The 19036-nt window shown below is 66.2% G+C and carries 16 protein-coding genes; 3 read left to right on the plus strand and 13 right to left on the minus strand.

Features of this window, described 5'->3' with window-relative positions:
• Positions 1–40: 40 nt before the first annotated feature.
• From ACSQ3P_RS26365 to ACSQ3P_RS26395, 7 genes are all read right to left on the minus strand, one after another.
• The gene (locus ACSQ3P_RS26365; protein WP_436168429.1) at positions 41–1330 is read right to left on the minus strand and encodes an aspartate aminotransferase family protein; all 1290 of its coding nucleotides are present in this window, start codon (positions 1328–1330) and stop codon (positions 41–43) included.
• On the minus strand, positions 1323–2366 hold the full coding sequence (locus ACSQ3P_RS26370) for a phosphotransferase (RefSeq protein ID WP_436168430.1): 1044 nt from the start codon (positions 2364–2366) through the stop codon (positions 1323–1325). The genes ACSQ3P_RS26365 and ACSQ3P_RS26370 overlap by 8 nt, the downstream gene beginning before the upstream one ends.
• Before the next feature lie 127 nt (positions 2367–2493).
• The gene (locus tag ACSQ3P_RS26375) at positions 2494–4116 is read right to left on the minus strand and encodes an ABC transporter ATP-binding protein (protein WP_436168431.1); all 1623 of its coding nucleotides are present in this window, start codon (positions 4114–4116) and stop codon (positions 2494–2496) included.
• Positions 4117–4118: 2 nt separating this feature from the next.
• Positions 4119–4958: an ABC transporter permease gene (locus ACSQ3P_RS26380; RefSeq protein ID WP_436168432.1), complete on the minus strand. Its 840-nt coding sequence runs from the start codon at positions 4956–4958 to the stop codon at positions 4119–4121.
• On the minus strand, positions 4958–5926 hold the full coding sequence (locus tag ACSQ3P_RS26385) for an ABC transporter permease (RefSeq protein ID WP_436168433.1): 969 nt from the start codon (positions 5924–5926) through the stop codon (positions 4958–4960). Before ACSQ3P_RS26385 ends, ACSQ3P_RS26380 begins: the two co-directional genes overlap by 1 nt.
• Before the next feature lie 83 nt (positions 5927–6009).
• Complete coding sequence (locus ACSQ3P_RS26390; RefSeq protein ID WP_436168434.1) at positions 6010–7560, minus strand: ABC transporter substrate-binding protein; 1551 nt, start codon at positions 7558–7560, stop codon at positions 6010–6012.
• 65 nt (positions 7561–7625) lie between these two features.
• Positions 7626–8405 carry a class II aldolase/adducin family protein gene (locus ACSQ3P_RS26395; protein WP_436168435.1) on the minus strand — a complete coding sequence of 260 codons (780 nt, stop codon included), beginning with the start codon at positions 8403–8405 and terminating at the stop codon, positions 7626–7628.
• 106 nt (positions 8406–8511) lie between these two features.
• Here ACSQ3P_RS26395 and ACSQ3P_RS26400 point away from each other — a divergent pair, with 106 nt between their 5' ends.
• From ACSQ3P_RS26400 to ACSQ3P_RS26410, 3 genes are all read left to right on the plus strand, one after another.
• Positions 8512–9222 carry a GntR family transcriptional regulator gene (locus ACSQ3P_RS26400; RefSeq protein ID WP_436168436.1) on the plus strand — a complete coding sequence of 237 codons (711 nt, stop codon included), beginning with the start codon at positions 8512–8514 and terminating at the stop codon, positions 9220–9222.
• Positions 9219–10244 carry a histone deacetylase family protein gene (locus ACSQ3P_RS26405; protein WP_436168437.1) on the plus strand — a complete coding sequence of 342 codons (1026 nt, stop codon included), beginning with the start codon at positions 9219–9221 and terminating at the stop codon, positions 10242–10244. Before ACSQ3P_RS26400 ends, ACSQ3P_RS26405 begins: the two co-directional genes overlap by 4 nt.
• Before the next feature lie 266 nt (positions 10245–10510).
• Complete coding sequence (locus tag ACSQ3P_RS26410) at positions 10511–11011, plus strand: MarR family winged helix-turn-helix transcriptional regulator (protein WP_436168463.1); 501 nt, start codon at positions 10511–10513, stop codon at positions 11009–11011.
• 226 nt (positions 11012–11237) lie between these two features.
• On the opposite strand, the gene ACSQ3P_RS26415 is transcribed toward ACSQ3P_RS26410, so the two are convergent.
• The 6 genes from ACSQ3P_RS26415 to ACSQ3P_RS26440 are packed head-to-tail and all read right to left on the minus strand — an operon-like array spanning position 11238 to position 18982.
• Positions 11238–12785 carry an indolepyruvate oxidoreductase subunit beta family protein gene (locus ACSQ3P_RS26415; protein ID WP_436168438.1) on the minus strand — a complete coding sequence of 516 codons (1548 nt, stop codon included), beginning with the start codon at positions 12783–12785 and terminating at the stop codon, positions 11238–11240.
• 9 nt (positions 12786–12794) lie between these two features.
• Positions 12795–14948 (minus strand): thiamine pyrophosphate-dependent enzyme, encoded by a 2154-nt coding sequence (locus tag ACSQ3P_RS26420; protein WP_436168439.1) that lies wholly within the window; start codon positions 14946–14948, stop codon positions 12795–12797.
• A 48-nt stretch (positions 14949–14996) separates the two neighbouring features.
• Positions 14997–15422: an organic hydroperoxide resistance protein gene (locus ACSQ3P_RS26425; RefSeq protein ID WP_436168464.1), complete on the minus strand. Its 426-nt coding sequence runs from the start codon at positions 15420–15422 to the stop codon at positions 14997–14999.
• Positions 15423–15459: 37 nt separating this feature from the next.
• Positions 15460–16173 carry an ABC transporter ATP-binding protein gene (locus tag ACSQ3P_RS26430; RefSeq protein WP_436168440.1) on the minus strand — a complete coding sequence of 238 codons (714 nt, stop codon included), beginning with the start codon at positions 16171–16173 and terminating at the stop codon, positions 15460–15462.
• Positions 16173–17942 (minus strand): branched-chain amino acid ABC transporter ATP-binding protein/permease, encoded by a 1770-nt coding sequence (locus ACSQ3P_RS26435; RefSeq protein WP_436168441.1) that lies wholly within the window; start codon positions 17940–17942, stop codon positions 16173–16175. The genes ACSQ3P_RS26430 and ACSQ3P_RS26435 overlap by 1 nt, the downstream gene beginning before the upstream one ends.
• Positions 17939–18982: a branched-chain amino acid ABC transporter permease gene (locus ACSQ3P_RS26440; RefSeq protein ID WP_436168442.1), complete on the minus strand. Its 1044-nt coding sequence runs from the start codon at positions 18980–18982 to the stop codon at positions 17939–17941. The genes ACSQ3P_RS26435 and ACSQ3P_RS26440 overlap by 4 nt, the downstream gene beginning before the upstream one ends.
• Positions 18983–19036 lie beyond the last annotated feature (54 nt).

Below are 19036 nucleotides of genomic sequence, written 5' to 3' on the forward strand. Positions count from 1 at the left end.
ACGAGCGGCTTGGCAGAGGGGTTTCGCGGCGCGGCGGAATTCAGGCGTCGCGCCGATGCGTCACCTCGAGCGTGCGAGCAAGCGCATCCAGCAGGATGTCCGCATGCTCACGCGCGAAGACCAGCGGCGGCCGCAGTTTCAGAATATTGGCGTGAGGCCCGCAGGTGCTGACCAGCACCCGCCGCCGACGCAGCTCATTGACGACGCGGGTTGCCAGTTCACTGGCAGGCTCGCGACTGGACCGGTCATTCACCAACTCCACGCCGATGAAAAGCCCGGCCCCGCGCACGTCACCGATAACGGCATGGCGGGCCGCCAGTTTTCGCAGTTCCCCGATCAGATAGGCTCCCGTGTCCCTGGCATTTGCCACCAGCCCTTCCCGTTCGATGACGTCGAGCACGGCCATGCCGACCGCGGCCGAGACGGCGTTCCCACCGAACGTATTGAAGTAACGGGTCTTTCGGCTGAACACCTCGAGGATGTCAGGCCGCGCCGCCATGGCCGCGATCGGGTGGCCGTTCCCCATCGGTTTTCCCATCGTCACGAGATCGGGAACGATGCCATGCCGGGCGAACCCCCACATCCCTGCGCCGGTCCGGCCAAGGCCGGGTTGCACCTCGTCGGCGATGACGAGCCCACCGGCCGCGCGCATCGCCGCCGCTGCGGGTTTGAGGAAACCTGGCGGGTCGGCGAAGACGCCGTCGCTGGAAAAAATCGTATCGACCAGGAGGGCCGCCGGCTTGATGCCGCGCTGCTGCATGTCGTCGATCGCAGCTGCGACCTCGGCGCCGAAAGCCTCGCCAATGTCGCCTGACTGCCGGTAGGCGTCCGGCGCTTTGACGAGGCGGACATGGCTGCCGATGCTGACATTGCTGCCCAGCGACGGTGACATTTCCGCCAGCGACACCGTCGTGCCGTGATAGGCCCATTGTGTGATGACGACGCCGGTGCCGCCGGTAAAGGCGTGCGCGACGCGAAGAGCGAGATCATTCGCCTCGCTGCCGGTGCAGGTGAACATCACATGCCCGATCTCTGCCGGAAAGGTCGCCAACAGCCGTTCGGCATAGTCCAGCACAGGCTCGCCGAGATAGCGCGTGTGCGTATTCAGCACCGCCGCCTGCCGCGCCAGAGCCTCGACGACATGCGGATGGCTGTGCCCGACGGAGGCGACGTTGTTGTAGGCGTCGAGATAGCGTTCGCCCTCCCCGTCATAGAGCCACACACCTTCGCCGCGAACCACATGCAGCGGCTCGTCGTAGAACAGGCGGTAGGACGGCCCCAGAAGGCGGGCGCGGCGGGCGCGAAGCGCTACGATATAGGGGTCAGACATCGGCGATCTCATTGCAGATCCGTCGCAAATAGGCGGCGCCATCCTGGCGGTCGAGGCAGGCCAGGCGCCGCAGCCGGGCCCAGGCCGCCTGGTTGTTGCGCAGGATATAGGCCCGGTTCTCCGGATGACGTTGGGCACGCCAGGCACCGATGGTAACGCTCATCATCAGGCGCGTCGCCATCAGGTCGCAAAGGAGATCGATCTCCTCCGGAAGGAGCGGGAGCACCGCGTGATAGCCGGCGATCAGTTCGCCTGCGGGGCCGAGCGGATTGTCGTCGGTTCCAAGATGGTAGGCCGCAGCAATCGCGACATCGGCGGCCAGCACCGTCCGTGCGGCATCGCCGAAGTCGATCATGCCGATGACGGCCGCAGGATCGGCGGGATCGACCAGGATGTTGCCGGGGTTGGCGTCGTTGTGCACGGCCTGCCGTCGCATCCCGGGCAGCAACGGCGCGATAGCCTGTTCGAAGCGGTCGAGGCTGGCGGTGGCGAGAGCCCGCTGGCCGGGCTCCTCGATCTCGCAGAGCAGGCCGCGCAAATCCGCGGCGCGCGCCATGTCCCAGATCAACGCATGCTCTTCATCGGGATGCCGAAAGGCCGCCATGGCGATATTGAGCCGCCCCAGGAACCCGCCAATGCATTGCCGCTGAAGTGGCGATCCTTCCGCCCCGGCAAGCAAGGCCCCGTCCAGAAAGGAGAGGAGCCGGATGGTGCGGACACCCTTATCGCTTCCGAGCTCCACCTCGGTTGCGCCGTTCAGCGCCCGCAGCACGCGCGGAACGGCCACGCCAGCATCGGCCCGCTCGACATGAAGCAGCAGCCCGGTCTGGAAAGCGATCGCTCGCCGGTCGTCCTCGGAGTCCGATATCTTCAGGAGAGCCTTGTCCCCGGCCCCGGTCTCGATATGAAAGGTCTGATCGCGTTCGCTGCTGAGCACGGAAGCGCTGCCCTCCAGACCATAATGCGCGCGCACCAGCCGCTCGGCGTCACCTACGGACAGGCGAGCCCCTCGCCCCGAATCCTCGTTTGGCGTCATGTCAATTCTCGCCGGTCAGATCTGGGCAATCGTCGTGGCCGGAATCCGCACGGACGCGCTGCCCGGTCTGCCGCGCCAGGCCTGCCGCGCCAAGTCTGCCGCACCAAGTCTGAGCGCAACGCATGGATCAGGCCGCTTCCGGCGCTTTGGCATGGAGATGGCCGGGCACGGCGGCCAGCAGGGCCTGGGTATAGGGATGCTCCGGTGCGGCGAACAGCTCGGCCGCCGTCTTCAACTCGACGATCCTGCCATGCTGCATCACCGCGATGCGGTCGCAGATCTGCGCTGCCACGCGCAGGTCATGGGTGATGAACAGCATGGAGAGGCCGAGCCGCTGCTTGAGCTCCTCCAGCAGCTTCAGCACCTGCGCTTGCACGGAAACGTCGAGCGCCGAGACGGCCTCATCCGCCACCAGGATCTCCGGCTCCAGCGCGAGGGCCCGCGCAATGCCGATGCGCTGGCGCTGGCCGCCGGAGAATTCATGCGGATAACGTTCGAGCGCTCCGGCATCGAGCCCGACCAGTTGCAGCAGATCGCGTGCCCGCTGCAGCGCCTCCGCCGGCTCGGCGCCATGGGCGATCGGACCGCCGGTGATGATGGCGCCGACCTTCCGCCGCGGATTGAGCGAGGCGTAAGGATCCTGGAACACCATCTGGATGCGCTTGCGGGCAGCCCTCAGCTCGTCGCCATCGAGCTGGAGCAGGTCGGTCTCGCCGAGGCGGATGGTGCCGCGATCCGGCTCGATGAGGCGCATCACCAGCCGCGCCACCGAGGATTTGCCCGAGCCGGATTCGCCGACCAGCCCCAGCGTCTCGCCATGATGGATGGCGAAGGCGACATCCTGCGCCGCCGCCACCCTGCGCGGCTGGCGAAACCAGCCGCCGCCGGTGACATAGGTCTTGCCGAGCCCGATGACCTCGACCGCCTTGCGCCGGTCACCCAGCGAGGCACGGTCTGGTGGCTGCATCGAGGGCACCGCCGCCAGCAGCGCCCGGGTGTAGGAATGCTGCGGGCGCTGCAGCACCGCCGCCGCCTCGCCCTGCTCAACCAGTTTGCCGTGCTGCAGCACCACGACCTTGTCGGCGATTTCCGAGACCACACCGAAATCATGGGTGATGAACATCACCGCCATGTTGCGCTTGCGCTGCAGGTCGCGGATCAGCTTGAGGATCTGGGCCTGGGTGGTGACGTCGAGCGCCGTGGTCGGCTCGTCCGCCACCAGCACGGCGGGTTCGAGCGCCAGCGCCATGGCGATCATGGCGCGCTGGCGCTGGCCGCCGGACAATTGATGCGGATAGGCGCGCACGATCCGCTCCGGGTCGGGCAGGCCAACCTCGCGCGCCAGCGCCACGGCGCGCTCACGCCGCTCTTTCGGCGTCAGCAGGTCATGGGCCTCGAACATCTCGGCCATCTGCTCGCCGATGCGCATCAGCGGGTTGAGCGCCGTCATCGGTTCCTGGAAGACCATGGCGATGCGCCGCCCGCGCAAGCCGAGCCAGGCCCGCTCGTCGAGCTGGAGCAGGTTGTTGCCCTCGAACAGGATCGCCCCGCCCTGCGGTGTCACCGCCTTGGGCAGAAGCCCCATCAAAGCATGGGCGCACATCGACTTGCCCGAGCCGGATTCCCCGACCACACAGAGGATTTCGCCGGCGTTGAGATCGAAGGAGACGCCATCGACCGCGAACGCACGGTCACCGCCCGTCGGCAAGGCAAGCTTCAGGTCACGGACGGAGACGACAGGCTGCGTCATGCTCAGCGCCCCTCCTTGGCCAGCCGCGGGTTGAGCGCGTCGTTGAGGCCCTCGCCGATCAGGTTGAGCGCCAACACCGTGAGCAGGATGGCGATGCCCGGGAAGACAGTGATCCACCAGGCCTGGCGCAACACGGTACGCCCGGCCCCGACCATATAGCCCCAGGACATCAGATCGGGATCGCCGAGGCCGAGGAAGGAGAGCGATGATTCGAGCAGGATCGCAGTCGCCACCATCAGCGAACCGAGCACGATGATCGGCGAAAGCGTGTTGGGCAGGATCTCGCGCCAGATGATCCAGCTGGTCGTGTGGCCGGCGACGACCGCCGCCTGAACGTATTCGCGCGAGCGCAGCGACAGCACCTCGCCGCGTACCAGCCGCGCCACCGGCGGCCAGCTGACGATGGCGATGGCGGTGACGATCGAATAGATCGAAGGCTGCAGGACCGCCACCAGCACAATGGCCAGCGCGAAGCTCGGCACCGTCTGGAAGAACTCGGTGAAGCGCATCAGGGCATCGTCGACTCGCCCGCCGAGATAGCCGGCGATGGCGCCGAGCGGCACCCCGATCGCGAGCGCCACCAGCGTCGAAACCAGCCCGACCAGCAGCGAGACGCGCGCGCCATGCACTAGGCCGGTGGCGATGTCGCGGCCGAGCGCGTCGGTGCCGAGCCTGACGCTGTCGACAGTGAAGGGCGCGAGGAAGGGCCGCTGCACCATCCGCCAGGGCGAATTGGTGTAGATCAGCGGCCCGACGATCGCGATCAGCAGGATCGCGACCATGATGACAAGGCCGATCAGGCTCGCCGGGTTGCTCAGCAATTTGCGCCAGAACGGGCTCATCAGGCGTACTCGATGCGTGGATCGACGGCGCGGTAGATCAGGTCGGTCGCCAGGTTGAAGGCGAGCACCATGGCCGAGGAGACGACGAAGACGCCGAGCAGCAGATTGTAGTCGCGCTGCAGCAGGGCCTCATACATCAGCCGGCCGATACCGGGCCAGGCGAAGACCGTCTCGGTCAGCACGGCGCCGCCCACCAGCGTGCCGGCCTGCAGGCCCGCGAGCGTGACCACCGGCAGCAGCGCGTTGCGCAGCACATGCCGGTTCTGCACCACTTCCGGGCGCAGGCCCTTGGCGCGCGCCGTCTTGACGAAATCGAGCCGGCCGACCTCGAGCATGGAGGCGCGCGTCATGCGGGCATAGGTCGCCATGAAGAACAGGCCGAGCGTCAGCGCCGGTAAAACCAGATGCGCGCCGACATCAAGGACGCGGGCAAACCCGGTGAGATTGGCGCCGACCGTCTCGTAGCCGAAGCTCGGCAGCCAATCGAGCGTCACCGAGAACAGCAGGATCGCCATCAGGGCGACCCAGAACAGCGGTGTCGCATAGAACAGCAGCGCCAGGATCGTGACGGCGGTATCGGCCCAGGTGCCGACCTTGCGTGCAGCCAGCGCACCGAGCAGCACGCCGAGCGCCAGCGAGATCAGGAAAGCCGTTCCGGTCAGCAGCAGCGTCGCCGGCAGCCGATCGAGGATCAGCTTCGAGACCGGCAGCTGCTGGCGGAAGGAATAGCCGAGATCGAAGCTGACGATGCCTTTGACATAAAGGAAGAGCTGCTGCGGCAGCGACTGGTCGAGCCCGAATTTCTCGCGCAGCTGCGCCACGAAGAGCTCGTCGCCCGCTCCCGCCTCTCCGGCCATGACCAGAGCGGGATCACCGGGAGCGAGCCGGATCAGGACGAAATTCAAGACGACGATCGCCAGCAGGACGATGACTGCCTTGACGAGGCGCTGGGCGATGAATTGCAGCATCGGAGACTTTCGACACAGATGGAGAACTCGGCCCTCCCCGCGTCGCGTCGACGCGGGGAAGACGGCGATCCGTCAGCCGAAGCTCATTTGTCGATCCAGGCGTCGCGGAACCCGTCATTGACGCCGATCGCCGTCGTCACCAGATCCTTGACCTTGCAGCGCGTGATGGTGGGGAACTGCAGTTCCAGCAGCCAAGCCACCGGCACGTCCTCGACCAGCTTCTTCTGCGCCGCAAGATAGAGCTCGGCGCGCTTGCTGTCGGGCACCGCGACGGCGCCGTCGGCGAAGAGCTTGTCGATCTCGGGATTGCTGTAGCCCTCGACATTGTTGAAGGGCGACCCCTTGGCGATCTGGCTGCTGACATAGTTGCGGCCCACGCCGAGCGCCGGATCACCATACTGGTAGAGATAGGTGAAGGCGATGTCGTAGTCCCATTCAGCGGTCTTCTGGTTCCAGCCCGGAACATCGGTCGCCACCGTCTCGATATTGATGCCGACATCCTGGAGATTCTGGCGCACAGCCTCGGCCCAGCGCTGCCAGGTCTCACCGTAAGGCAGCGGCAGCAGACGCACCTTCTCGCCCTTGTAGCCGGCTTCCTTGAGCAGGGCCTTGGCCTTGCCGGGGTTGAAATCATATTTCGGCACAGCATCGCTGTAGAAGCGGATCGCCGAGTTCGACGGCCCCGTGGCGACCTTGCCGAGCCCATTCCAGATCACGTCCTTGGCGAAATCGCGGTCGAGCGCATACATCACCGCCTGGCGGAACAGCTTGTTGGCGGTCGGGCCCGAACGATTATTCAGCCAGAGCCAGGAATGCGGGCTGAAGAACTCCCAGCCGGCGCCGGTGACGCAGGTGTCCTTGAGCTTGCTGAGGCGCGGCACGTCGAAATTCTCGACCGAGCCACCCGGCAGAATATCGATCTTGCCGGTCTCGTAAGCGACTGAACGCGCAGCCGCATCCGGAATGACGTGCCAATAGATCTCATCGAGATAGGGCTTGCCCTTGATATGGTAGTTCGGGTTCTTGACCAACCGAATGAAGGAGCCCTTCTGCCACTCCTTGAACATGAAGGGGCCGGTACCGATCGGGGTATTATTCGCTGGATTGGTCTTGACGTCCGTGCCGTCATAGATGTGCTTAGGGATCATCGGCATCGAGCCGACCTCGAAGATCCCGAGGAATGGCCCGAAGGGCTGCTTCAGCGTGAAGACGACCGTGCTTTCATCCGGCGCCTCGACCTTGTCGAGCTGGACGAGATTGGCGCGAGCGCGCGCATGGGTGAGCTTCAGCGTCTCGATCGAGAACAGCACGTCGGCCGAGGTGAAGGGCTTGCCGTCATGCCAGGTCACGCCCTTCTTCAGCGCGAAAGTATAGGTCTTGGCGTCCTCGCTGACCTTCCAGCTCTCGGCGAGGCCGGGTTGCGGCTCGAGCTTCGGGCCGTAGCGCAGCAGGCCCTCATAGATATTGCCGGCGACCATCTGGGTCGGGCCGTTCTGGATCAGCGCCAGCATCAGGCCCGGAGGCTCGGGCTGGATCGCGACATTGACGGCGCCACCCGCCTTCGGCGCCTGGGCGACGGCGGCACTCAGCATCAGGCAGGCCAAGGCAATTCCAGCCAAACTACGCTTAAGCATGACACACCCCTCTGTGACGGCCGTTTCGGCTCGTTGTCGATTTACTGAGGCCCGGCCGACCCGGGCTAGTTCATGAAATCGGGATCGCTGCGCTCCAGCATGCGCTTGAACGCATCCCATTCGGCATCGGGCTTGCCGCGCAGCTCCATGCCGTCATAGGCGCGGGCATATTGCCCGGCCGTCTTCTCCGCCACCGCCGCCGAAGGCAGCACGAATGCGGCGCCGGCCGACTGGATGGCGAGCTGCGCCCGGCAGGAGCGCTCCATGTTGTAGGTCAGCTTGAAGGCCTCGGCCACCGAGCGCCCGCAGGTCAGGAGCCCGTGATTGCGCAGGATCATCACATATTTGTCGCCGAGATCGGCGACCAGCCGCTCGCGCTCGTCGAGATCGAGCGCAATGCCCTCATAGTCGTGATAGGCGATGCTGTTGGTGAACTGCATCGACCACTGGTTCAGCGGCAGCAAGCCATCCTTCTGGCAAGCGACAGCGACACCCGCGACCGTATGCGTATGCAGGACGCAGAGCGCATCATGCCGCGCCGCATGCACGGCGCTGTGAATGGTGAAGCCGGCCGGGTTGATGCCGAGCCCGAGCGGATCATCGACGACCTTGCCGTCGAGATCGACCGTGACGAGGTTCGAGGCGCAGACCTCTTCGAAGCGCATGCCGTAGGGATTGATCAGGAAATGGTCTTCCCGGCCCGGCAGGCGCGCCGAGATATGGGTGTAGATGCTGTCGTCGAGGCCGAGGCGGTGGATCAGCCGATAGGCAGCGGCAAGATCGATGCGAATCTGCAAGGTCGCCTCGTCAACCGGCAGGCTACGGATCGGGGCAGGACTAGCCATTTGAATGTCTCCAACTCGATCGAAGACTGCATGAGCCCCCTGAGCAGCGCAAGACTTAATTGTCGACAGAAAACATTTTTCCGCCTAAACCACGAGCAGAGGTTCAATGATGCGCCCACTCACGCCGCCGGTCGGCCTTCCCGCTCTGTCCCATAGCGACCTGGTCCGCCAGATCGCCCGCGTCCTGACCGACGCCATCGTGCAGGGCCAGATCGCGCCTGGCGGCAGGCTGGTCGAGGCCGCCGTGGCGCGCGAACTCGGAATCAGCCGCGCGCCGGTGCGTGAGGCTGCCCGCCTGCTCGAGAACCAGGGCTTGGTCGTGGCCCGTCCGCGCCGCGGCTTTTTCGTCCGCGTCCTGTCGCCGGAGGACATCGACGATTTCTACGACCTGCGCCTGTGCATCGAGCGCCACGCTGCCGTGCTGGCCTCGCGCCGGATGACGCCGGAGGCCAGCGCCGCGCTACGCCGGCAACTGGCCGTGCTCCATGAGATCGCCGACAGCAACGACCTGGCCCGGCAGATCGAGGAGGATTTCCGCTTTCATCGGCTGATCTGCGAGATCGCCGGCAATCGCAGGCTGCTCAAGCTGTTCGACAATCTCTCGTCGGAGCTGCGCACGGTGATCGCCCTGATCGGCCGACTTTACGACGATCCGCACAAGGTGGCCGGGACACATGAGCCGATCCTGGCTGCGATCGAGGCCGGCCATCCCGAACGCATCGTGGCGCATATGGACCACCATATCGGCGATGCCTGGCGCAGGGTCGGCGAGCTCGTCCGGGCCATGCCGGCCGCCAGCCTGGGAGCGACCCCGTGAAAGCCGTCTATAGCGAGAAGCACCGCAGTCACGACCCGCAATTCTTCCTGGTCCGCGGCCAGGTCCGGCACACCACGGAGCAGCCGGAACGAGCCGACCGCCTGCTTGCCGGCCTCGCAGCGGGCCGCCACACCCTGGTCGAGGCCACCGAATTCGGTCCCGGTCCACGCGCTCGCGTGCACAGCCCCGACTATCTGAGCTTCCTTGCCGAAGCCTGGGAGGCCTGGAGCGCGCTCGGCGATTCAGGTCCGGAGATGATCGCCAACATGCATCCGGTGCGCTATCCGGCGACCTATCCCACCCATATCGTCGGGCGCCTCGGCTGGCACACGGTCGATACCTCCTGCCCGATCGGGCCCGGTACCTATGCCGCCGCCTGCGCCGCCGCCGACACCGCCGTCACTGCTGCCGAGCTCATCATGCAGGGCGAGGATGCAAGCTACGCGCTCTGCCGCCCGCCCGGTCACCACGCCTATCGCGACATGGCGAGCGGCTTCTGCTTCCTCAACAACAGCGCCATCGCCGCGGCCCATCTGCGCCAGCGTCACGAACGCGTCGCCATCCTCGATGTCGATGTCCATCACGGCAACGGCACGCAGGGCATCTTCTACGAGCGGCCCGACGTGCTGACCGTCTCGATCCATGCCGATCCGACCCACTTCAACCCTTTCGTCTGGGGCTACGCGCATGAGCGCGGCGCCGGGCCCGGCCTCGGCGCCAATCTCAACCTGCCGCTCGCGCTCGGCACCGGTGACGACGGCTACCAGCTCGCTCTGGCCGAAGCGGCCAGGACGATCCACGCCTTCGCGCCCGGCGCATTGGTCGTGGCACTCGGTCTCGACGCCTCCGAGCACGATCCCCTCGCAGGGCTTGCCATCACCACCGAGGGTTTCCGTCGCATCGGCGCAACGATCGCGCGCCTTGGCCTGCCCACTGTCTTCGTCCAGGAGGGCGGCTATCTGTCCGATGTGCTCGGCCCGAACCTCACGGCGGTCCTGGTCGGCTTCGAAGCCGCACGCTGAGGCTGATCGCGGAAGAAAATGGCCATCTCCTCGCGAAGACCATTCCAGTGGAATGTTTTCTGAACAGGATGCGCCGCATTCCCTGAAACTGAACGGATCGATCGAGCGGTTGATGTCCAGGTTCGACCCCTGGTCCAAAACCGACCCTGGGAGCGTCTGCCTCCGGCTTGCACAACCAGATTGACAGATGGCGGGTGCGGCTGCATCGCAATGCCATGAGCGACGTGACAAAGACGGGTGCCGGTTCGGAATCCGCCGGGCAGCAATTGGACAAGCGGCTTGGCAGCGGGGTTTTGCGGCGCGGCGGGGCCGAGGCCAGCCCTGCCATCGGCGAGATCGGTCTCAACCAGTTCGCACCCTATCTGATGAACCGGGTGGCAGCGCGCTGGAACAGCAACCTCGCCGATGCCCTGAAGGCTCACGGCATGACCACCCCGAAAATGCGGGCGCTGGCGGTGCTCTGCGTGACCTCGGGGCTGACGATCAACGAATTGGCTGTCTTCGCCGTCACCGAGCAATCGACCATGAGCCGGACCCTGGATTCGCTGGAGGAACAGGGCCTCATCCGTCGCCAGCAGCGCAGCGAGGACATGCGCGTCCGCGAGGTTCACATCACCGAGCAGGGACGCAGCGCCTTCGAGCAGATCTGGCCGATGATGTACGCCATGTTCGTCAACATGTTCGACGGCATCGACGAGGACGAATACCAGGCCTTCACCGGCACGCTGCACAAGGTGCTGCGCAACATCCGCAAGCACGAGATCTGAGCACCCATCTGGACACTCCGCGAGCCCTCGAATCCGATCTTCGATCGGCCCCGGGGGGCTGCGTCCGAGAATGACGCGCTCCCGTCATGGTCGCCCTTGTGGCGGCCATCCACGTCTTCGCCGATCGAAGCCTGAGTTCAAGACGTGGATGCTCGGGACAAGCCCGAGCATGACGGGTGGTGCCGAGCACGAACGGCATGCGCCAAGACGCTGACCACCCCCGAGCCTACAGGCTCGCAACCGTCTTCAGCGCGCCGTCAAGCGCGATGCCCTCCTCGTCGAGCAGGGCGGCCTGGCGCAACCGTCTCAGCCAGCTGGCGCCGTCCTCGCGCGCGACCAGCATCGGCAAGGCCTGGAGCACCCGGTCGAACTTGGCGGCGCCACGGGCATGGGTGTCCGAATAGCCCTTCACCAGCCGGCGGCAGCCGAGCACTTCCACGGCGAGATCGTAATTCGCCGGCAGGGTCTCCAGCGCCTGGTCGAGCCATCCAACGAGATGCGCCATCTCGCGGGCGTGCCGCAGCGTCTTGCGGCGCTGCGGCTTCAGCGCGGAGACGAGATAGAGCGCGCTGAACCACAGGATCGTGCCGGTGCGCACGCGGCGGCCGCGATTGACGAAGCCGTCGAGCCAAGCGACCAGTTTCGGGCGGGCCTCCAGCCAACCACCGATCCCGCCCGGCAAGGTGCCGATCACCTCCTCCATGCGCGGATGCATGAACTCGGTGGTGTAGAGGAGCTGGTCGGGCCTGACGCCGACCTCCTGGCGCACCCGCTCGAAGCGGCTGGCGCGGACCTTCAGATCGGCGACGCGGATGACGTCGTCATAGGCCATGGCGACCGCGAGATATTTGGCGGCAGCGAGGGTGAAGGCATGGTCTTTCGCCGGCCCGCCATGAGCCTGATCCCGCTGATGCAGCCGGGCGACGCGATCGAGATAATCGCCCGCATAGGCTGGATCCTGGAAGTCGACCAACTTCTTCACCCCGGCGAAGAGCATGGCGTGAACCGTTTCGGGAAATTGCGTGCGGATGCGCACGAGCAGCGCATCGAGCACGGCCTGGCCCGTCGTTGCCGGCAGCGCCTCGAAGCGCTTGGGCGCGGCTTTCGAGACCGTGTCGCGCGGCTTCTCGCGCACGCGCTCATAGGCTGCGACGAAGGTCCGCAAGCTGGCCTCGATGCCCTTGCCACCGGCCTTGATCACGTTCTCGAACGCCGCCTTGCCGAAGGGCAGGACATTGGCGGCCGCCAGCGCCCCGAACATCGCCGAGGAGATCACGCTGCCATGGGTTTCGGCCAGCGCCTGCATGTCGAAGGCGATCATCCGCTTCGCCGCGACATCGGTCGCGTCCACCACGGTGAGCGGATCGCCGACGCCATCGCCAGGCTGCTCCTTCTCGACCACGGCATAGGCGCGATGGGTCGAGGCGATCAGGGTCGTGCGATCCGGCGTCACCAGCCCGCGCAGGATCGAGCGGCCGGCTTCCATGAATTCGGCCGCCAGCACGATGTCGACATCGCCCGGCGTCGGCATCAGCGACAGCACCGGCAGCCGCCCGCCCTTGGGCGGCAGCATCTCGATATAGTAGATCGTCGCGCCTGTGCGCTGCGCCACGCCGGGCACCGAGGTCGATTGCGCGATGAAGCCCTCAGTCTCCGCCAGCGCGACGATCCAGTCGGCCAGCACGCCACCGCCCTGCCCGCCCATGGCGAGGATCGCGATCGAAAGCGGCTTGTCTGTGGAGAGGCCGGTCCGGGTGGTGTCAACAGCGGTCATCGCAGAACCTCATGCCGAAAAGGCGATGCGCCGGCGCTCGCGCCGGTGCTGCAGGAAGCCGATGACCGCTCCGCGCAGCCTCGCCATGGCACGATCAAGCGTTGTGGGATTATGGATGATGTCGGCACGGTAGAAGGACGGGCAGAGGACCGCCGCCTCCGCCACCTCACCGCAATTGCCGCAACCGACGCAGGAATTGTCGATTGCCGCCACCGGATCGTCCTTGAGCGGGTCGTCGGTGTGCTTGACCGAGAGCGAGGGGCAGCCGGAGAGGCGGATGCAGGCATGGTCGCCGGTGCAGACATCCTCGTCGACGCCGAAGCGCTCGCGCACCATGCGCTTGCCGTCCTTCACCGCTTTAGTGAAGAGCGGCTTGATGCGGCGCTGCTTGTTCAGCATGCATTCGGAGGAGGCGACGATGATCTTGGGCCCCTTCTCCTTGGTCGTCAGCGCCTCGCGCAGCGTGTCGCGCATCTTGGCGACGTCGTAGGTCCGGTCGATCTGGCGCACCCATTTCGCGCCGATGCCCTTCACCGCCGCAGTGATCGAGTTGTTGGTCTGGCGGCCGGGATTGCGCGCGCGCGACGAGAGGATGTCCTGCCCGCCGGTCGCGGCCGAATAGTAGTTGTCGACGACGAGGATGACGCCGTCCTGCTTGTTGAAGACGGCGTTGCCGACGGAGCTGGCGAGCCCGTTATGCCAGAAGCCGCCATCGCCCATGATCGAAATCGAGCGCTTGTCGGCCTCGACATTGAAGGCCGAGGCCGAGGCCGGGCCAAGGCCATAGCCCATCGTGGTCGCGCCGATGTTGAAGGGCGGCAGGATCGAGAACAGGTGGCAGCCGATATCGGCCGCGACATGGTGCTGGCCGAGTTCCTTCTCGACCAGCTTCATCGCAGCGAAGATCGGCCGTTCCGGGCAGCCGATACAGAACCCGGCCGGCCGCGGCGGCACGACCGCGCCCAGCGCTTTGACCTTGGGGTCGTCCAGCACCGCGCTGGGGTCCGGCAGCGGCGGGCGGTTGCCGAGCAGCAGGCGGGCATGGGTTTCGAGGAAGGTGCCGAGGCCCTTCGCCAGCACCTGCGCGGTATATTCGCCGCCCATCGGCAGCATGTCCTTGCCGGCGATCTTGGTCTGGATGTCGCGGCGGCGCAGCAGCGTGTTGAGCGCCTGCTCGATATATTCCGGTGCGCCCTCCTCGATCATCAGCACGGCCTTCTTGCCGGCGCAGAAGGCCACGACCTCGTCGTCGATCAGCGGATAGGTGACGTTGAGCACGTAGAGCGGGATGGCTGACTCGCCATAGACATCGGCCAGCCCGTACTGCTGCAGGGCGCGCAGCACATTGTTGTACATGCCGCCCTGCAGGATGATGCCGACTTCGCCGTCCTCGGGCCCAAAGACTTCGTTGAGCTTGCGCGCCTTGATGAATTCGACCGCCGCCGGCCAGCGCTTCTCCAGCTTCTCCTTCTCATGGATGAAGGAGGCCGGCGGCAGCACGATGCGGCCGGTGTCGCGGACCGGCGTTTCCAGCGCCTGGCGCAGCGTGAAATCCGGGCGGCGATTGTCCTTGGCGACGAATTGACCATGGACATGGCAGGTGCGGATGCGCACCTGCAGGATGACCGGCGTATTGGAGGCTTCCGACAGGGCAAAACCGTCCTCGACCGCCCCGACGATGCTCTCCAGGTTCGGCCGTGGGTCGAGCATCCAGATCTGCGACTTCATCGCGAAGGCGTGGCTGCGCTCCTGCATGATCGAGGAGCCTTCGCCGTAATCCTCGCCGATCACGATCAGCGCGCCGCCGGTGACGCCGCCCGACGCCAGGTTCGACAGCGCGTCGGAGGCGACATTGGTGCCGGCGGTCGATTTCCAGGTGACGGCGCCACGGATCGGATACATCACCGACGCCGACAGCATGGCAGCCGCGGCCGCCTCCGAGGCCGAGCTTTCGAAATGCACGCCGAGGTCGTCAAGCACGTCCTTGGCGTCGGCGAGCACGTCCATCAGATGCGAGATCGGCGAGCCCTGATAGCCGCCGACATAGGAGACGCCGGACTGGAGCAGCGCCTTGGTGATCGCCAGGATGCCCTCGCCGCGAAAGAGTTCCCCGTCGCCCAGCTTGAGATCCTGCACCTCGCGCTCGAATGACCGTTCAGCCATGGAAGCCTCCTTCGTCGATGATCGATGCCGGATCCGCGCCCGCCTGCATCACTGGAGGCTCAGCCGCACCGCGATGTTGCCGCGCGTCGCATTCGAATAGGGGCAGCGCTCATGTGCGCCCGCGAGGATCTCCTCGGCGATCGCGCGGTCGAGGCCGGGAAGACGCACACTGAGCTCGACCTCCAGCCCATAGCCGACCGCGACCGCACCGATCCCGACAGCCGCCGTGACTGCGACATCCTCCGGCAAGGTGAGCTTGCGTTGCCGGGCGACGAGCTTCACGGCGCCGAGGAAACAGGCGGCATAGCCCGCCGCGAAGAGCTGTTCGGGATTGGTGGCCGCGCCACCAGCGCCGCCCAGTTCCTTGGGAACGGAGAGTGCGACATCGAGCACGCCGTCGCTCGAGACCGCGCGCCCGTCACGCCCGCCGGTCGCCGTCGCTTCAGCCCGGTAGAGCACTTTTTCGAGCCGCATCATGGTATCGCTCCGCTTGAGGTCGAAAGCATGGCGGTCAGTGCCCGCCGAGATAGGTCGCGATCAGTCTTGGATCGTGGATGAGCGTCTCAGCCGGTCCGGAACGGACGATCTCGCCGGTCTCCAGGACATAGCCGTAATCGGCTGTCTCCAGCGCCGCCCGCGCGTTCTGCTCGACGAGCAGCACGGAGACGCCGAGCTCGCGCAGGGATGCGATGATCCGGAAGATGTCGCGGACGATCAGGGGGGCAAGGCCGAGGCTCGGTTCGTCCAACAGCAGCAGGCGGGGCTTGGCCATCAGCGCCCGCCCGAGCGCCAGCATCTGCCGCTCGCCGCCCGAGAGCGTGTTGGCCAATTGCCCGCGACGCTCCAGCAGGCGCGGAAAGCGGTCGAAGACCTCGTCCAGGTCGCGGCGGACACCGGCGCGGTCGGCGCGCCGGCTATAGGCGCCGAGGATCAGATTGTCGGCGACGCTCATCTCGCCGAACAATTCGCGCTTCTCCGGGACCAGGCAGAAGCCGCGCTCGACGCGGGCCTCGACATCGAGCCTGCGCAGGTCGAGGCCGTCGAAGACCATCGACCCGGTCGAGGGCAGCAGGCCCATGGCGGCGGCCAGAAGCGTCGTCTTGCCGGCGCCGTTGGGGCCGATCACGGTGACGATCTGACCGGGCTGGATCGACAGCGAGACACCGCGCACGGCCTCGACCTTGTCATAGGAGACGTTGAGATCGCTTAGCGAGAGCAGCGCCATCAGGCCGTCCCCCCGAGATAGGCGTCCTGCACCCGCTGATCGCGCCTGACCTCGGCGGGCTCGCCCTCGCAGAGCTTGCAGCCGAAATTCATCACCACGATCCTGTCGACCAGCCCCATGACGAATTCCATGTCGTGCTCGACGAGCAGGATGGTGAGATGTTCCGAGCGCAGAGACTTGAGCAGCGCCGCGAGCGCCTGCTTTTCCTGGCGGCGCAATCCAGCCGCCGGCTCGTCCAGCACCAGGAGGACAGGGTCAGAGGCGAGCGCCCTGGCGATCTCGAGCACACGCTGGTTGCCGAGCGGCAGGTTGCCGGCAAGCTCGAACAGCTTGTCGCCGAGCCCGACGCGTTCGAGCTGTTGCCTGGCCGCGAAGCGCGCTTGCGCCTCCTCAGAACGGTCGAGCCCGAAGGCGCCGCTAAGGAAGCCCGCATGCGTGCGCGGATGGGTCCCGAGCAGGACATTGTCGAGCAGGGTCATCTTCGGACGCACTTTGACGTGCTGGAAGGTGCGCGCGATGCCGGCGCGGGCGATCTCGCGCTGGGGCGCGCGGGTGATGTCCTGGCCCAGGAAGACGATCTTGCCTTCATTGCAGCGCAGGGCGCCGGTCAGAAGGTTGAACATCGTGCTCTTGCCGGCGCCGTTGGGGCCGATCAGTCCGAGGATCTGGCCGGCCTCCAGCTGGAAGCTGACCTTGTCGACGGCGACCAGCCCGCCGAAGCGGCGCTCCGCCGCCTCGACGCTGAGCAGCGGCGTGCCCGGGGCGGGCTTGGCCCGGGATGGAAGCGGCGCGGCCTCTCGCGGCGTCTCGACCCGCAGGCCCGGGAGCAACCCGGTGATCGCCGGGACGATGCCGCCGCGCGCACGCTGCAGGAAGACGATGAAGATGATCGAGAACGCCACGATCTCCAATTGGCCGGAGGCGCCCTTGGCGATCAGCGGCAGATAGTCCTGAATGCTGTTCTTCGACAGGGTGACGAGCGCTGCTCCGACGACCGCGCCGAGCAGTTCGGTGGCGCCGCCGACCATCGCCATCATCAGATAGTCGATGCCGACATGAACCTCGAACGGCGCCGGGCTGACGAAGCGGCTGAGATGGGCGTAAAGCCAGCCTGAGAGGGCCGCAAACAGTGCGGCGATGACGAAGGTCGCGAGCCTGGTGCGGAACGCGTCGATCCCCAGGCTCTCGACCAGGAGATTGCCGCCGCGCAGCGCCCGCATAGCCCGCCCGGCGCGGGAATCCAGCAGGTTGTACGACAGCAGGAGCGCGCCGAGGAGCACGGCCCAGATCAGGTAGAAGATCTGCCAACTCGCCACCAGCGCAACCGAGCCGAGCGAGATCGGCGGCACGTTGGCGATGCCGTTATGCTGGCCGAGCCCGTCGATGGTGCCGAACAGGAAATAGATCGACAATCCCCAGGCCACGGTGCTGAGCGCCAGGAAATGACCGCCAAGCCGCAATGTCAGCGCGCCCAGCGCGGCAGCGACGCAGCAGGTCAGCACGACCGCCAGCACCAGGCCGAGCCAGGGCGAATAGCCCTGCACCGCGCTCGCCCAGGCGGTCGCGTAGGCGCCGATCCCGACAAAGGCGGCCTGGCCGAACGACATCATGCCGCCGATCCCGGTCAGCAGGACGAGCCCGAGCGCAACGAGGCCGTAGACGCCGATATAGTTCAGCAAGGTGATGCTGAAGGGGTTCATGTAGAACGGGGCGGCCACTAGCAGAGCAACGACACCGGCCACGATCAGGCGGATCTGGAGCGGGCTCATTCTTCGGCCTCATCCTCAGCCTCTCCCACGGTGAGCGAGCGCCACAGCAGCACCGGGATGAGGAACGAAAACACGATGACCTCCTTGAAAGCGCTGCTCCAGAAGGACGCAAAGCTCTCCAGCAGGCCGACGAGGACGGCGCCGAGCGCCGTGACCGGATAGCTCACCATCGCGCCGATGATGGCGCCGACGAAGGCGCGCAGGCCGAATAGAAAGCCGGAATCGTAGAAGATCGTGGTCACCGGCGAGATCAGGATGCCGGAGATCCCGGCCAGCACCGAGGCCAGCAGATAGGCGATCGTGCCGGCACGGGCCGGCCTGATGCCGACGAGGCGCGCGCCGGTCCGGTTGACCGCCGTCGCGCGGAGCGCCTTGCCGGTGATGGTATAGCCGAAGAAGGCGTAGAGAAGCCCGCTGAACAGCACGGCGCTCGCCACGATCATGAAGGTCTGGAGCGAGACCAGCATGCCCGCGACCTCCATGCTCGCATCCGTCAGCGGTTGCGTCCGGACGCCCTCAGGTCCGAAGAACAGCAGGCCGAGCCCGACCAGGGCGAAATGCAGCGCCATGGCGACAGTGAGCAGCAGCAGGACCGAGGCATCGGCGATCGGGCGGAAAACGATCCGGTCGAGCAAGGGCGAGATCGGCAGGATCAGGAGCAGCGACAGGGCAATGCGCACCGGCATGGCCAGCGCCGCCCCCGCCGCCAGCCACATCAGCAGCACCGGCACGAGCGGCAAGCCGAGGTAGAACAGCAGCGTGTAGGGAATGGCTTTCGCCGCTCCCGCGCGCAGATCTGCGCTGATCTGCATCGCGGTGGCGAGCACCGCCAGCAAGGCGACGAGCCCCATCGTGCCCGGCAATTGCCTTGTCTCCAGGGCAGCCAGCGTCAGCCCCGTGAAGGCGGCGATATCGCCGAATGGCACGAAGATGACGCGCGTCACCGCGAAGATCAGCACGAAGCCGATGGCGATGAGCACATAGATGGCGCCGCTCGCGATGCCGTCTATGGCCAGAATGGCAGCGATATCACTGGTCATCAGGTTTCAGACCGCGATTGCGAGGGGACTTGGCGAGAGGACATGAACGGGACC

The organism is Allobosea sp. LjRoot9 (genome assembly GCF_964252745.1).
In the GTDB taxonomy this organism is placed as follows: domain Bacteria; phylum Pseudomonadota; class Alphaproteobacteria; order Rhizobiales; family Beijerinckiaceae; genus Allobosea.

Excerpts from the sequence above, each read along its gene's own strand:
- ACSQ3P_RS26440 (WP_436168442.1), bottom strand. The coding sequence starts at position 18,982 with ATGACCAGTGATATCGCTGCCATTCTGGCCATAGACGGCATCGCGAGC.
- ACSQ3P_RS26400 (WP_436168436.1), top strand. The coding sequence starts at position 8,512 with ATGATGCGCCCACTCACGCCGCCGGTCGGCCTTCCCGCTCTGTCCCAT.
- ACSQ3P_RS26390 (WP_436168434.1), bottom strand. The coding sequence starts at position 7,560 with ATGCTTAAGCGTAGTTTGGCTGGAATTGCCTTGGCCTGCCTGATGCTG.
- ACSQ3P_RS26435 (WP_436168441.1), bottom strand. The coding sequence starts at position 17,942 with ATGAGCCCGCTCCAGATCCGCCTGATCGTGGCCGGTGTCGTTGCTCTG.
- ACSQ3P_RS26420 (WP_436168439.1), bottom strand. The coding sequence starts at position 14,948 with ATGGCTGAACGGTCATTCGAGCGCGAGGTGCAGGATCTCAAGCTGGGC.
- ACSQ3P_RS26365 (WP_436168429.1), bottom strand. The coding sequence starts at position 1,330 with ATGTCTGACCCCTATATCGTAGCGCTTCGCGCCCGCCGCGCCCGCCTT.
- ACSQ3P_RS26415 (WP_436168438.1), bottom strand. The coding sequence starts at position 12,785 with ATGACCGCTGTTGACACCACCCGGACCGGCCTCTCCACAGACAAGCCG.
- ACSQ3P_RS26385 (WP_436168433.1), bottom strand. The coding sequence starts at position 5,926 with ATGCTGCAATTCATCGCCCAGCGCCTCGTCAAGGCAGTCATCGTCCTG.
- ACSQ3P_RS26370 (WP_436168430.1), bottom strand. The coding sequence starts at position 2,366 with ATGACGCCAAACGAGGATTCGGGGCGAGGGGCTCGCCTGTCCGTAGGT.
- ACSQ3P_RS26425 (WP_436168464.1), bottom strand. The coding sequence starts at position 15,422 with ATGCGGCTCGAAAAAGTGCTCTACCGGGCTGAAGCGACGGCGACCGGC.
- ACSQ3P_RS26380 (WP_436168432.1), bottom strand. The coding sequence starts at position 4,958 with ATGAGCCCGTTCTGGCGCAAATTGCTGAGCAACCCGGCGAGCCTGATC.
- ACSQ3P_RS26375 (WP_436168431.1), bottom strand. The coding sequence starts at position 4,116 with ATGACGCAGCCTGTCGTCTCCGTCCGTGACCTGAAGCTTGCCTTGCCG.
- ACSQ3P_RS26430 (WP_436168440.1), bottom strand. The coding sequence starts at position 16,173 with ATGGCGCTGCTCTCGCTAAGCGATCTCAACGTCTCCTATGACAAGGTC.
- ACSQ3P_RS26395 (WP_436168435.1), bottom strand. The coding sequence starts at position 8,405 with ATGGCTAGTCCTGCCCCGATCCGTAGCCTGCCGGTTGACGAGGCGACC.